Raw genomic sequence first — 14686 nt, 5'->3', positions numbered from 1 at the left:
ACACGGCCACGTCGCGATTCCGCCAGACCGCGGTGTCCGCGCGGTGATGGGCTGGGGCACATGATCGCCCCGACCCTCGACACCACCGCCCGGACCCCGCTGAAGGGATGGCTCGCCGTCCTCGCGGTGACACTGGGGATCTTCTCCCTCGTCACCACGGAGATCCTGCCGATCGGCCTCCTGACCCCGATCGGCGAGGACTTCCGGATCACACCGGGGACGGCGGGCCTGACCATGACCCTGCCCGGGTTCCTCGCCGCGCTCGCCGCACCGGCCGTCACCGTCGCCGCGGGCCGGATCGACCGGCGCGCCCTGCTGTGCGCGCTGATGGTGGTGCTGGCCCTGGCCGACGTCCTCGCGGCCACCGCGCAGGCCTACTGGGCGGTGCTCGTCTCGCGAGTACTGGTCGGACTGGTGATCGGCGCGTTCTGGGCGATCGGTTCCGGGCTCGCCGCGCGGCTCGTCGGCCCCGCACGCGCGGGTACGGCGACCGCGGTGATCTTCTCCGCCGTGCCGCTCGGCTCCGTTCTGGGAGTTCCGGCGGGAACGTTCGTCGGCGAACTCTTCGGCTGGCGGGCGGCCTTCGCCGTGATGGCCGTCTTCACGTTCGGCGTGCTCGCAGCGCTGGCCCTCACGCTGCCTCCACTGCCGCCCGCGGGCACCACCCGGCTCGACGTCCTGCGCGAGCTGACCCGCGGCCGGGCGACCCGGCTCGGTCTGCTCGTCACGGTGATGGTCGTGCTCGCCCACTTCGGGACCTACACCTACGTCACGCCGCTCCTGCGCCAGGTGACGCAGGTGAGCCCGGAGCTGATCACCGTCTTCCTGCTCGTCTACGGCACCGCCGGGATCGCGGGCAACTTCGTCGCGGGCGTGGCGATCGCCCGCGATCTGCGGCTCACTTTCCTCGCCGCCGCGGGCCTGATCGGTCTCGCGACGCTCGCGTTGCCGTTCCTCGGCGACTCGAAAGCAGCCGCGCTCGCCCTGCTGGTCGTCTGGGGCTTCGCCTACGGTGCGGTCCCGGTCTGTTCGGGAACGTGGTTCGCGAAGGCGGCACCGCAGGCGCCCGAAGCCGCGTCGGTGCTGTTCACCTCGTCGTTCCAGGCGACCCTCTCGGCGGGCGCGCTTCTCGGCGGGATCGTCGTCGACTCGGTCTCCGTCCCGGCCGTGATGGTCGCCGGCGGGGTGGTCGCGCTGCTCGCCGTGGCCGTTCTCAGCCGAGCACGGACAGCGTGACCAGGGCGGTGGTGCCGACCAGCAGGGTGGAGAGCAGGCCGAGCACCAGGGCACGGCCCCCGGTGCGGACGAGCGTGCCGATCCGCACCGCGCAGCCGAGCCCGAACAGCGCTCCGGCCAGCAACAGTGTGCAGGCGACCTTGGCGACGTCGAGCGCGAAACCCGGCACGATCCCGGTGCTGCGCACGGCAGCCATCGCCAGGAAACCGAGGACGAACAGCGGGACCAGCGGCGGCCGCTTCCCGTCGGCGGGACGGTGGCGTTCGGCCACGCCGGCCGCGGCGACCATCGGGGCCAGCAGGACCACCCGGCTGAGCTTGATCACGATGGCGACCGCGATGGCCGCGCTGCCCGCGGGGGTGGCCGCGGCGACGACCTGCGCGACCTCGTGCACGCTGAGCCCGGCCCATTCGCCGATCCGGGCCGCGTCGAGGCGCAGCCAGCCGCCGAGCAGCGGGACGGCCGCGATGGCGAGCCCGCCGTAGAAGGTGACCAGCGCGACCGCGGTCGCGACGTCGGAGTCCTCCCGTTTGACGACGCCTTCCATCGCGGCGATGGCGGACGCGCCGCAGATCGAGAACCCGGTCGCGACCAGCATCGCCAGGCCCCGCGGCACCCCGAGGAGCCTGCCGAGACCGATCGTGCCGAGGAACGTGATGCCGACCGTGAGCACCACGGCGAGCAGGGTGCCGGGGCCCAGCGCGAGGACCGACGGGAGCGAAAGCTGCAGGCCCAGCAGCACGACACCGGCACGAAGCAGCTTCTTGGTGACTCCGGAGATCGCTTTCCGGGTCTCGTCCGACAACGACGGCAGCGAGCCGGCGAGGATGCCGAGCACGACGGCGATGGTGAGCGCGCTGACGACCGGGACCGCGGTGCCGACCAGGTACGCGGCGGCCACTCCGGCGCCGGTGATGGTCAGCGCGGTCAAGTAGGGCTTCGCCGGTCTCACGTGCGTCTTGCTCATGGTTCGAGCCTCGCCCGGCCGGGGTGGCCTCGGTAGCCGTGAGTACCAGGGGTAGGTCATAGACTTGAGCTATGACCACACCCGATCTGGACTCCCTGCGCCTGCTGGTTCTCGTGGACGAACTCGGCAGCATCGGGCAGGCCGCGACCAGGCTCGGGATCGCGCAGCCGTCGGCGAGCAAACGACTGTCCACAGTCGAGCGACGACTCGGACTGGTGCTGGTCGACCGGACGCGGCGGGGTTCCGTGCTGACCCCCGACGGCCAGGTCATCGCGGGCTGGGCGCGTCGTGTGCTGTCCGAAGTCGACGGCCTGCTCGACGGTGCCGAAGCGCTGCGCACCCAGCACGAGGCGCAACTGCGGGTCGCCGCGAGCATGACCCTGGCCGAGTATCTGGTGCCGGGCTGGATCGGCGAGCTCAAACGCGGCGACCCCGGGCTGTACCTCGGCCTGGAGGTCACCAATTCCGATCAGGCCGCCGAACTGGCGAGGGAGGGCAAGGTCGACCTCGGGTTCGTCGAGTCGCCCGGCTCGTTACCCGGCCTTTCGTCGAAGCGGGTGGCCACCGATCGACTGGTCCTCGTCGTGCCCGGAAACCATCCATGGGCCCGCAAGCGACGGCCCGTGACCGCGGCCGAACTGGCGATCACGCCACTCGTGGTCCGCGAACCGGGTTCCGGGACCAGGGAGACCGTGGACACCGCGCTGCGCAAGGCCGGTGTCGGACCGGCGAAACCGTTGCTGGAACTGGGTTCGGCCTCCGCGGTCGGCAACGCCGTGATCGCGGGTGCCGGTCCGGCGGTGATCAGTGAACTCGCCATCGTCCGGGACGTCGCCGAAGGCAGGCTCGTCCCGGTCGCCGTCGAGGGCGTCGACTTCGGCCGGGAACTACGGGCGGTCTGGCCCGCCGGGCGGCGGCTGGCCGGTCCGGCCGCCGCGCTGCTGGCCATCGCGGTGCGGAATGCGAAATCCCGCTGAGTCCTTTCACGTTTCTCTGTGAACGGTCCGTTAATCGCGCGTGATACCGAAAGCCCCGCCGGGGTGATACCGACGATAGGGCGAATCGTCGGCAATTCCCCGGAATGGCGGTGGACCACCATTTCCGGTGGTACTGGCTAAAGCGGAATGGTGAACTCCGGGTAACAGGCCGGATGGCGTATCGGGTGTTGGGACACCTGGTCGTTGACGGTTCTTCCCTGCTACTGCGGGAAAACCGCGCGTCGTGGATGTCCGCCCTGTATCCGGAACGCTAATTTTTCGCGACGATCCTCGCGTTTCGCAGGTCGGCGTACCGCCATCCGGTTCCTGTGACCGGAAACCCTACTGTCGAGTATTGACGTGAAGCCCCGCCTGCGTTTAAGTACGCCCGGTAACCAAATCACTCTTCCGTGTGCTCGGAGGCTTCCCGTGGGTAAGTCGCTTCGTGGCGCCGATGCCTCAATGTCGACCGGTACGGCGGATCTGCTCATCGCGGTGCATCCCTTCGGTGTGCCCTCCGCTCGGTTCGCCGCGGCGGCGACGCGTGCCGGTGCGCTCGGTGTCCTGGACCTGACCAGCGGAAACCGGGCCGCGCGCGAAGAACTGGACTTGGCGGAGAGTCTGCTCGAAACCGGCTTCGGCGTCCGCGTCGCGAGACCGGCGGAGCTTCCCCTGGCGGTGCACACGGTTCTGCTCGCCGCGGGCACCACACTGTCTACTGTGGACTTCGGTGACCGGCGGGTACTCGCCGAAGTCACCAGCCGGGACGAAGCCGTGCGAGCCGTCGCCGCCGGGGCGAACGGTCTCGTCGCCCGAGGTCACGAGGCGGGCGGCAGGATCGGCGAACTCGGCACCTTCGTCTTCCTGCAGCAGTTGCTGGCCGACCCGGCGATCGGGGTCCCGGTCTGGGCGTACGGCGGGATAGGCGTGCATACGGCGGCCGCCGCGGTCACCGGTGGCGCCGCCGGCGTCGTGCTCGACACCGCGTTCGCGCTGCTCCCCGAAGCGGATCTCCCGTCGGACGTCACCATGGCCCTGGAAGGTCTCGACGGTTCCGAGACCATTGTGGACGGCGGAATACGGGGCCTCCGCCGACGTCCGGACCTGGAAGTGGGGCAGGACGCGTTCCTGCCCCAGCGTTTGCGCGACACCTGGGGAACGCTCCCGGCCGCGATCCGGGCCGTCCACGCGTCGATCGCCGGTGGCCTCACCGCTTCCGGCGGTGCCCTGCCGCTCGCGCAGGGTCCGATGACGCGGGTCAGCGATCAACCCGAGTTCGCCGGAGCCGTCGCCGCCGGGGGAGCGCTGCCGTTCCTGGCACTGGCGTTGTCCGGGCCCGCGCAGACTCGCGAGATGCTCGAAAAGACCAAGGCGACACTGGGTGACGCGCCTTGGGGTGTCGGCGTCCTCGGGTTCGCCGCGGAGGAGGTCCGAGCCGCGCAACTGGAGGTGATCCGCGAGGTCCGGCCGAGTCACGTGATCATCGCCGGAGGCCGCCCGGCGCAGGCGAAGGCGCTGGAAGACGCCGGTATCTCGACGTTCCTGCACGTCCCGTCACCGGGACTGCTGCGCCAGTTCCTCGAAGCGGGGGCGCGCAAATTCGTCTTCGAAGGTGCCGAATGCGGCGGGCACGTCGGCCCGAGGGCCAGTTTTCCGTTGTGGGAAGCCCAGATCGGTGTGCTTCTCGAGTACGCGGGCGAGATCGAGGTGTACTTCGCGGGTGGAGTGCACGACGAGCGGTCGGCCGCGATGGTCGCCGCGGCCGCGGCGCCGCTGACCCGGCTCGGCGCGACCGTCGGCCTCCTGATGGGGACGGCGTACCTGTTCACCGAAGAGGCCGTCCGCGCGGGCGCGATCCTGCCGTTGTTCCAGCGCCAGGTCGTCGAAGCCACGCGCACCGACCTGCTGGAGACCGCTCCGGGCCACGCGACGCGATGCGTGCGTTCGGCCTTCACGACCGAGTACGCGGAGCTCAAACGCGAGTTGAAAGACCGGGAAGTACCGGATCGTGCGGCGTGGGAGCGGCTGGAGAAGCTCAACGTCGGACGGCTTCGCCTGGCCAGCAAGGGAATCGAGCGGATCGGGGACGCGCTGAGCCCGGTCGCCGAAGACCGGCAGCTCGCCGAAGGCATGTTCATGGCGGGTGACGTCGCGGTCCTCCGCTCCGAGGTCACCACGATCGCCCGGTTGCACGAAGCCGCCGGTCCCGGGGCGCTGGCGTTCCGCGAAGCCCGTGCCGCCGAACTGCTCGGCGAGCGGGACGACGAGCCAGCCCCGGAACCGCTCGACATCGCCATCGTGGGGATGGCCTGCGTGTTCCCGCAGGCGGGTGATCTCCCGTCGTTCTGGGCGAACATCCTGTCCGGAGTGGACTCGGTCACCGAGGTCCCGCCCCAGCGCTGGGATCCATCGCTCTACTACGCGCCCGATGGTGACGGCGAGAAGACACCGTCGCGGTGGGGCGGCTTCCTGCCGGAGATCCCGTTCGACCCGCTCGACCACGGCATCCCGCCCGCGTCGCTCGCGAGCATCGAACCCGTCCAGCTGCTGGCACTGGAAGTGTCGAGGCGGGCGCTCGCCGACGCCGGCTACGCCGAACGTGCCTTCGACCGGTCCCGCACGTCGGTGATCTTCGGCGCGGAGGCCGGGAGCGACCTGTCCAACGCGATGACCCTGCGGACCGTGCTCCCGTCCTACCTCGGCGAACTCCCGGCCGAACTCGACCGCCAGCTGCCGCGCCTCACCGAGGACTCGTTCCCCGGCGTCCTCGCCAACGTCATCGCGGGCCGGATCGCGAACCGCCTCGACCTCGGCGGCGCGAACTACACGGTCGACGCGGCGTGCGCGTCGTCGCTGACCGCCGTCGACGCCGCCTGCAAGGAACTCGTCACCGGCACCAGCGACCTCGTCCTGTGCGGCGGCGCCGACCTGCACAACGGCATCAACGACTACCTGCTGTTCTCCTCGGTGCACGCACTCTCCCCGTCCGGCCGCTCGGCCACCTTCGACGGCGGCGCCGACGGGATCGCGCTGGGCGAGGGCGTCGGATGCGTCGTCCTGAAACGGCTGGCGGACGCCGAACGCGACGGCGACCGGGTCTACGCCGTCATCAAGGGCGTCGGCAGCGCCAGCGACGGCCGGGCGCTCGGGCTCACCGCGCCGCGGCCCGAGGGGCAGCACAACGCGCTGACCAGGGCGTACCGCAACGCCGGGATCTCGCCGTCGCGCGTCGGGCTCGTCGAAGCGCACGGCACCGGCACCGTCGTCGGCGACCGCACCGAACTCGGCACCCTCACCCAGGTCTTCACCGAGGCGGGCGCCGAACCCGGCCGGTGCGCGCTCGGTTCGGTGAAGTCCCAGATCGGCCACACGAAATGCGCCGCCGGGCTGGCCGGGCTGATCAAGGCGAGCCTCGCGCTGCACACCGGCGTCAAACCGCCGACGCTGCACCTGGAGCGGCCGAATCCCGCGTGGGATCCGACGAGCAGCCCGTTCGCGTTCCACACCGAAGCGCGGCCGTGGGCCGAGGACGAGCGCGTCGCCGGGGTGAGCGCCTTCGGCTTCGGCGGCACCAACTTCCACGTGGTCCTCACCGCCCACGAAGGCGCCGTCCCGCCCGCGAAGACCCTCGACGAATGGCCCGCGGAACTCTTCCTGTTCGCGGGCGAGGACGACGCGGCCGCGATCAAGGCCGCGCAGGATCTCCTGGCCGCCACCGGTGAGGGCTGGCATCTGCGCGATCTGGCGCTCGCCGCGTCCCGCCGGGCGGAAGGGCGGGGTGGCCGTACGAGGTTCGCCGTCCTCGCGTCCACTGTGGACGAACTGGTCGTCCTGCTACGCCGGGCCATCGCGGGGGATCGGGACGAGAACGCGGGGATCTTCACCGCCGACGGCGAACCGGCGGGCGAGATCGCGTTCCTCTTCCCCGGGCAGGGCAGCCAGCGGCCCGGGATGTTCGCGGACCTGTTCGTCGCGTTCCCCGAACTGCGGCGCTACCTCGCGCGCGCCGGGAACACCGTCGACGCCCTGTTCCCGCCCGCCGCGTTCGACGAGGCGGAACGCGAGGCTCAGCTCGCCCGGCTGACCGACACCCGGGCCGCGCAACCCGCGCTCGGGATCGTGGGCCTCGCCGCGCACCATCTGCTGGAGAAGGCCGGGGTGCGGCCCTCGATGGTCGCGGGCCACAGTTACGGCGAACTGGTCGCGCTGACCGCCGCGGGCGCGTTGAGTTCGGCGTCGCTGCTCGCGTGCAGCGAGGCACGGGCGGAGGCGATCCTCGGCGCGACCGGCGGCGGCGACCCGGGAGCGATGGCGGCCGTCGCCGCGAGCGCCGACGACGTCACCGCCGCGCTCGTCGCCGAGGGCCTCGACGAGACCGTCGTCCTCGCCAACCGGAATTCGCCGAAGCAGACGGTGATCTCCGGCCCGACCGCCGCCGTCGGCGTCGCCGTGGAACGGTTGCGGGACCGCGGGGCCGGGGTCAAGACGCTCCCGGTCGCCTGCGCGTTCCACAGCCCCCTGGTCGCCCCGGCGGAGACGGAGTTCGCCCGCGTGCTCGACACCGTCCCGGTCACCGGACCGGAGATCCCGGTGTGGGCCAACCGGACGGCCGGCACCTACCCGTCGTCACCGGACGGGATCCGTGCCGAACTGGCCGCGCAGATCGGCGCGCCGGTGCGGTTCGCGGACCAGATCGAAGCCATGTACGGGGCGGGCGCCCGGACGTTCGTCGAGACGGGTCCCGGATCCGTCCTCACCCGGCTCGCCGCCGCCGTTCTCGACGGCCGTCCACATCGGACGGTCACCTTCGAGAGCGGCCGCCGCACCGGGATCCCCGGTTTCCTCGCCGCCCTGGCCAGGCTGGCGGTCGCGGGCGTGGACGTCCGCACCGGCAGGCTGTTCACCGGGCGCGCGTGCACGGACGCGCTGTCCGCGCGGCCGCCGAAGAAGGCGGGCTGGACCGTCGACGGACAGCTCGTCCGCACCGCCGACGGCCGGATCCCCACCGCGGCACTGCATCCAGCCCAGCGAATCCCCACGGAGGCGATCGTGACATCCCGGCCCGGCACCGACGGCGGTGAGGCGCTCGTTTCGGAGTTCCTCCGCACCAGTCGTGAGATGATCGCCGCGCAACGGGACGTCCTGCTCGGCTATTTCGGCACGGAGCCCGGCGCCCGCCCGGCCCCGCCCGCCGCCCTCCCCGCTCTCCCCACGTCGCCCGAGCCGGTACCCGAGCTCGTTCGCGCCGAGGTCACTCCCGAACGTTCGGTGTTCGACGTCGTCGTCGAGGTGATCGGGGAGCGGACCGGCTATCCGGTCGACATGATCGAGCCCGATCTGGATCTGGAAGCCGACCTGAGCGTCGACTCGATCAAACGCGCCGAGATCGCCGGCGAGCTGGCGACCCGGCTGGGCCTCACCGGCGGCGATCCCGAGGAATTGGCCAAGGCCAGGACCGCGGCCGCCCTCGCGGACCTGATCACCGGCGGCGGCACCGAAGCCGCCCCGCCCGCCGTCGAGACCGACGCCGTCGTCGTGGCGCCCAAGCGCTATCTGATGCGGGAATTCGACCTCGCCGACGCCGTCCCCGCCGACGAGGAGCTCGCCGGGCTCCGCTTCGCCGTCGTGGGCGAAGGCCAGGTCGCCGAGATGCTCGTCGCCCGCCTCACCGGATACGGCGCGGAGACCGAACTGGTCCACGGTGTGCCGGAGCACGGCGCGGACGGGGTGTTCCACCTCGCACCGTCGTTTCCCGACGATTTCCCGCTGTACCAAGCCGTTCTGGCGCGCGGACCGCGCTGGCTCATCGCGAACGGCCCCGTCGACGGAGCCCGGGGATTCTTCCGCACGGTGGCCAGGGAGTATCCGGACACGGTCGCCCGCGTGGTCGAGCAGCACCCTGAATCCACTGTGGACGAACAGGTCGAGACCCTGCTCGCGGAGTTGTCCGCCGGTGATTGGGAACCGGTCGTCGTCCGCCGTGACGGCGCGCGGCGCGGGTTGCGGATGACCGAGGAAGGTCTCGGCCTGCTCGGCAGCACGGGTGCCGGTCCGGCGGGCGACGGGACCGCCGAAGCCGAAGCGCTCGGTCTGGACCGGGATTCGGTCGTGCTCCTCGTCGGCGGGGCGAAGGGCATCACCGCCAGGCTGGCCACCACGCTCGCCTCGGTGTCGCGATGCCGGATCGAGCTCTTCGGCCGCACGGCCGTGCCCATCGAGGGCGAGGAACCGGACATCGCCACGGCGAAGACGACGGCGGAACTGCGCGCGGCCCTGATCGGGAGCGGGCTGGCCAAACCGGCCGAGATCGAGCGGACGATCCGGATCATCGAGGCCGAACGGGAGGTCCGCGGCACCCTGCGGCGGATCGGCGCCCTCGGCAGCCCGGTGCGCTACCACTCGGTGGACATGCTCGACGCGGAGGCCGTGCACCGCGCGGTCAAGGAGATCCACGCGGAGCACGGCCGGATCGACGGCATCGTCTACGCGGCGGGCGTCATCGAGGACAAGCTGATCGCGGACAAGGATCCCGCGTCGTTCGACCGCGTCTTCGGCACCAAGGTCGAAGGGGCGAGCACCCTGCTCGCGGCGGCGGGCGAACTGCCGGAGGCCCCGAAGTTCGCGGTCCTGTTCGGCAGCGTCGCCGCGACGCTGGGCAACCGGGGACAGTCCGACTACGCGGCCGCGAACGACGCGCTGGAGGCGCTCGGGCACCGGTGGGCCACCGTGTACGGCCGCCGCGGGCTCACCGTCCACTGGGGACCATGGGCGCCGACCGGGGTCAACAACGGGATGGTCACCCCGGAACTGATGCGGGACTACGCCCGGCGCGGGATCGAACTGATCGACCCCGAAGAAGGCACGCTGAGCCTGCTGCGCGAACTGGCGTGGGGCGACGAGGACCTCACGGCCGTCACCTACACCGCGTCGGGGTGGTGACCGGTGGCCGAAACACCGCCGATCGCGATCGTCGGGATGTCGGTGCTGTTCCCGGGCGCCCCCGATCTCGAGACCTACTGGCGCAACATCGTCGACGGGGTCGACGCGATCACCGAGGTACCGGCGGACCGCTGGGATCCCGGCTACTACCAGCCCGACGCGGAACCGAGGGCGGACCGGATCTACTGCCGTCGCGGTGGTTTCGTCGGTGAACTGGCCGAAGTGGACGTCACCGGCTTCGGCGTGATGCCGTCGTCGGTCCCGGGCACCGAACCCGATCAGCTGATCGCGCTGCGGGTGGCCGCGCAGGCCATCGCCGACGCCGGTGGCGAGCACCGGCTGCCCGCCGACCGGCAGCGAGCCGGTGTCATCCTCGGCCGCGGCGGCTATCTCACCCCAGGCCTGGTGCGTCTGGACCAGCGGGTCCGGACGGCGACCCAGGTCGTCCGGACTCTCGGCGAACTGATGCCCGAACTCAGCGGTGAGCGGCTGGAGGAACTGCGCCGGGCCTTCACCGACCGGCTCGGCCCCGAAGCTCCTGACGCCGCGATCGGGCTCGTGCCCAACCTCGCCGCCTCTCGCCTGGCGAACCGGCTCGACCTGCGCGGACCCGCGTACACGGTGGACGCCGCCTGCGCCTCTTCGCTCGTCGCGGTCGACCACGCCGTGCGCGAACTGGCGATCGGGCGCTGCGACGTGGTACTGGCCGGTGGCGTGCACCATTGCCACGACGTCACCTTCTGGAGTGTGTTCTCCCAGCTCGGCGCGCTGTCCCGGAGCCAGCGGATCCGGCCGTTCCACCAGGACGCGGACGGGGTGCTGATCGGGGAGGGCACCGGTGTCGTGGTGCTGAAGCGGCTCGCGGACGCCGAACGGGACGGTGACCGGGTCTACGCCGTCGTCACCGGTACCGGCGTGGCCAGTGACGGCCGCACCGCCGGACTGTCCAATCCGGACTCCGCCGGCCAGGTCCGCGCGGTCCGGCAGGCCTGGACCTCGGCTGGAGTCGATCCCGCCACGGTCGGGCTCCTGGAAGCGCACGGGACCGCCACGCCCGCGGGCGACGCCGCCGAACTGGCGACGATCGCGGAGGTCTTCGGGCAGGCCGACGAGCCGACGGCGGTGCTCGGTTCGGTCAAGTCGATGATCGGGCACACCATGCCCGCGGCGGGCGTCGCCGGGCTGGTCAAGGCCGCGTTGGCCGTGTACCACGGTGTTCTCCCGCCGACCCTGCACTGCGAGCGGCCGCATCCGGCGCTGGCCGAGACCCGGTTCGAGACGCTCGACACGGCGAAGGCATGGGAGACCGACGACCGGCGGCCGGTGCGGCGGGCCGGGGTCAACGCCTTCGGTTTCGGCGGGATCAACGCCCACGTCGTCCTGGAACAGGCCGCGACGCGAGCGGTGGCGGAGGTCCGAGAACCCGAACGGGTCCTGCGACTGTCCGCGCCGACCATCGCCGAGATGGGCTGCCTGCTGGAGCGGGACGACCTCTTGACCAGCGGTGACATCGGCCGCGGCCGATGCAGGCTCGGCCTCGTCGACCCGACGCCCAAGCGGCTCACCCTGGCCAGGAAGGTGGTCGCGAAGGGCAGACCCTGGCGCGGCCGCAACGACCTCTGGTTCGTTCCACGACCGCTGCTCGGCGCGGGCCGCGGCAAACTCGCGTTCGTCTTTCCCGGTCTGGAGAACGAATTCGAGGCCGGCGCCGACGACCTCGCGCGGCATTTCGGCGTTCCCTGGGAAACGCCGGACGTCCTCGTCGGCGACGTCGGCAGGCACGGCAAAGGCGTGTTCCAGCTGGGCAGGCTTCTCGACACGGCGCTACGCGGGCTGCGCGTGACCCCGGACGCGCTCGCCGGGCACAGCCTGGGGGAGTGGACCGCGATGGCCGTCGCCGGGATCCACGCCGGCGACGAGGTCGACGCGTTCCTGGCCGCCTTCGACCCGGACACGCTCAAGGTGCCCGGACTGGCCTTCGCGGTGATCGGCGCGGGCGCGCCCGCGGTCTCCGAAGTCCTCGAAGGACAGTCCGAAGTGGTCCTTTCCCACGACAACGCGCCCAACCAGGCGATGATCTGCGGCCCGTCCGAAGCCGTCGAAGGCTTCGTGCGCGGCTTCCGTGCCGAGGGAGTGATCTCCCAGGTCCTGCCGTTCCGGTCCGGGTTCCACACCCCGATGCTCGCGCCGTATCTCGGTCCGATCCGTGAGGCGGCCGAACGCTATACCCTGCACCCGGCGAAACTCCCGGTCTGGTCGGCCACGACGGGAAGGCCCTATCCGGCGGCGGCCGGGGAGGTCCGCGAGCTGTTCGTCCGGCATCTGCTGGAACCGGTGCGGTTCCGCGGTCTCGTCGAGAACATGTACGCGGCCGGGTTCCGCGCGTTCGTGCAGACGGGCGCCGGTCAGCTCGGCTCGCTGATCGGGAACACCCTGCACGACCGCGAACACCTCGTCGTCGCCGCTCATTCCGCGCACCGGCCCGGCCTTCCGCAACTGCTGCGGGTCGCCACCGCCCTGTGGGCCGACGGCGCCGATCCGGCTTTCGAACTCCTGCCAGGCCAAAGCGGCGGGAAACGCGGCCGGGCGATCCGGCTCGACCTCGGGGGCGCGCTGGTCTCACTCGACGAGAGCGTCCGGCGCGGCTTCCGGCCCGGCACGGCCAAGACGTCCACTTTGGACAAACTCGGGGAACGGAACCCGCTGGCAGCCGAGTTTTCCGGGCTGCTGGCCGACACCGCCGGTCTGGCGGCGGAACTGTTCGCCGCCAGGCCGGTGCCCCGGATCCGGCCGTTGCGCACCGAACTCCGGGTCTCGGTCGAGACGATGCCGTATCTGCTCGACCACTGTTTCTTCAAGCAGCCACCGGGTGCGGATCCCGCCGACTCGTGGCCGGTCGTCCCCGCCACGACGGTGATCGGGCACCTGATGGACTTCGCCGAACAGGCGGCGCTGGGCAGGCGCGCGGTCGCGCTGGAGGACGTCCGGCTGAACCAGTGGATCGCCGCGACACCCGCGCTGGACGTGCCGGTGACCGTGGTGCCGGAAAGCCGGTCCCGGGTCAGCGTGTCCTTGGGCGAGTACTCGCGGGCCGTCATCGAGCTGGACGACGGATTCCCCGCCGACCCGCCCGCGCCGTGGACGTTCCCCGCCGAGGACGAACGGACGCCGGAGCTGCGCGCCGAACAGCTCTACACCGATCGCTGGATGTTCCACGGCCCGAAGTTCCAGGGTGTCGCGGAACTGGTCGCGGTGGGGGAGCGGCACGTGCGCGGGACCCTGCGGACGCCGGAGGCGCCGGGGGCGCTTCTGGACAACGCCGGTCAGCTGCTCGGGTACTGGATCATGTCGAGGCTTCCCAGCCGCACCACGGTGTTCCCGGTGGGGATGCGGCGGATCCGGTTCTACGGCGAGCATCCGGTGCCGGGGGAGTGGCTCGACTGCGTCGTTCGCATCGTCTCGGTCACCGACGCGGAACTCGAAGCGGACGTCCAGCTGATCCGTGGCGGCCGGGTCTGGGCGGAGGTCGAGGGCTGGCGCGATCGCCGGTTCGACAGCAATCCGGCGATCCGCGCGATGGACCGGCGGCCGGAACGCGCCACGCTGTCGGAAGACCGGCCCGGCGGCTGGGCGCTGGTCCGCGAGCAGTGGCCGGATCTGGCGACGCGGGACCTGATCATGCGCAACGTGCTGGCCGGTGGGGAACGGAAGGACTACGCCGTCCAGCAGCCACGCGGCAAACGGGCGTGGCTGCTCGGGCGGATCGCGGCGAAGGACGCCGTGCGCCGGATGCTCTGGCGGGACGGCGAAGGCGACATCTTCCCCGCCGAACTCCGGGTCGGGAACGATCCCTCCGGAGCGCCGGTCGTCTCGGGCGCCTATGGCCGCGAGCTGCCCGGCCTCACCGTCTCGATCGCCCATCGGGACGCGCTCGGTGTCGCCATCGCGCGCCCCGGGCCGTGCGGGATCGACGTCGAGGCCGTGGAAGACCGGACGGAGAGCACGCTCGACGCCGCGCTCGGCGACGCGGAACGAGCGCTGCTGCGCGCGCCGGAAGCCTTGTGGTTCACCAGGTTCTGGGCCGCGAAGGAGGCCGTCGCGAAACGGCTCCGCACCGGCCTGCGCGGCGACCCGCGCGCTTTCGCCGTCGTCGGCGCGGACGGCGGGCGGCTCACCGTGGAGGTGGGCGGTACCCGGTATCCGGTGTGGCACACCACGATCGCCACGCCCGCGAAGGACTACGTCGTGGCTTGGACGGAGAACGAAGATGACCACTGAAACCGTGCCGGCCGAGACGGTCTTGGCCGACATCGCCGTGATGCTGCGTGAACTGCTCGAGGAATACGGGCTGGACGACGCGGACATCGGCCGGGACACGAAGTTCCACGACGACCTCGAACTGGAGAGCATCGACCTCGTCACGCTGTCCGGCAGGCTGCGGGACCACTACGGCGACAAGGTCAACTTCGCCGAGTTCATCGCCGAACGCGAACTGGACGAGATCATCGCGCTGACCGTGGGCGAACTCGTCGACCACGTGGTCGCGTCCCTGACCGGGAGGGCTTGA

General features: G+C 71.5%; 6 protein-coding genes. 5 read left to right on the top strand and 1 reads right to left on the bottom strand.

From position 1 onward, the window contains the following. Positions 1–60 precede the first annotated feature (60 nt). Complete coding sequence (locus ACLJRM_RS06000; RefSeq protein WP_410662514.1) at positions 61–1236, top strand: MFS transporter; 1176 nt, start codon at positions 61–63, stop codon at positions 1234–1236. On the opposite strand, the gene ACLJRM_RS05995 is transcribed toward ACLJRM_RS06000, so the two are convergent. Then, positions 1214–2203, bottom strand: coding sequence for a YeiH family protein (locus ACLJRM_RS05995; protein WP_410662513.1), 990 nt, complete (start codon positions 2201–2203; stop codon positions 1214–1216). The genes ACLJRM_RS06000 and ACLJRM_RS05995 overlap by 23 nt on opposite strands. 71 nt (positions 2204–2274) lie before the next feature. Here ACLJRM_RS05995 and ACLJRM_RS05990 point away from each other — a divergent pair, with 71 nt between their 5' ends. The 4 genes from ACLJRM_RS05990 to ACLJRM_RS05975 all read left to right on the top strand — a co-directional run bounded on the left by ACLJRM_RS05990 (position 2275) and on the right by ACLJRM_RS05975 (position 14686). Continuing rightward, on the top strand, positions 2275–3180 hold the full coding sequence (locus ACLJRM_RS05990) for a LysR family transcriptional regulator (protein ID WP_101606941.1): 906 nt from the start codon (positions 2275–2277) through the stop codon (positions 3178–3180). A 462-nt stretch (positions 3181–3642) separates the two neighbouring features. Continuing rightward, positions 3643–10119, top strand: coding sequence for an SDR family oxidoreductase (locus tag ACLJRM_RS05985; RefSeq protein ID WP_410662512.1), 6477 nt, complete (start codon positions 3643–3645; stop codon positions 10117–10119). Positions 10120–10155: 36 nt separating this feature from the next. Continuing rightward, entirely contained in the window at positions 10156–14397 is a 4242-nt protein-coding gene (locus ACLJRM_RS05980) for a beta-ketoacyl synthase N-terminal-like domain-containing protein (protein WP_410662842.1), read from the top strand. Further along, positions 14387–14686: an acyl carrier protein gene (locus tag ACLJRM_RS05975; RefSeq protein ID WP_410662511.1), complete on the top strand. Its 300-nt coding sequence runs from the start codon at positions 14387–14389 to the stop codon at positions 14684–14686. The genes ACLJRM_RS05980 and ACLJRM_RS05975 overlap by 11 nt, the downstream gene beginning before the upstream one ends.

This window comes from Amycolatopsis sp. lyj-84 (assembly GCF_046549075.1).
Taxonomy (GTDB): Bacteria; Actinomycetota; Actinomycetes; order Mycobacteriales; family Pseudonocardiaceae; genus Amycolatopsis.
The sequence above is the reverse complement of the archived record's forward strand: the minus strand, read 5'-3'. Positions and strand labels throughout refer to the sequence as shown.

Coding starts and splice junctions, on each gene's coding strand:
- ACLJRM_RS06000 (WP_410662514.1), top strand. CDS start 61: ATGATCGCCCCGACCCTCGACACCACCGCCCGGACCCCGCTGAAGGGA.
- ACLJRM_RS05995 (WP_410662513.1), bottom strand. CDS start 2,203: ATGAGCAAGACGCACGTGAGACCGGCGAAGCCCTACTTGACCGCGCTG.
- ACLJRM_RS05990 (WP_101606941.1), top strand. CDS start 2,275: ATGACCACACCCGATCTGGACTCCCTGCGCCTGCTGGTTCTCGTGGAC.
- ACLJRM_RS05985 (WP_410662512.1), top strand. CDS start 3,643: ATGTCGACCGGTACGGCGGATCTGCTCATCGCGGTGCATCCCTTCGGT.
- ACLJRM_RS05980 (WP_410662842.1), top strand. CDS start 10,156: ATGTCGGTGCTGTTCCCGGGCGCCCCCGATCTCGAGACCTACTGGCGC.
- ACLJRM_RS05975 (WP_410662511.1), top strand. CDS start 14,387: ATGACCACTGAAACCGTGCCGGCCGAGACGGTCTTGGCCGACATCGCC.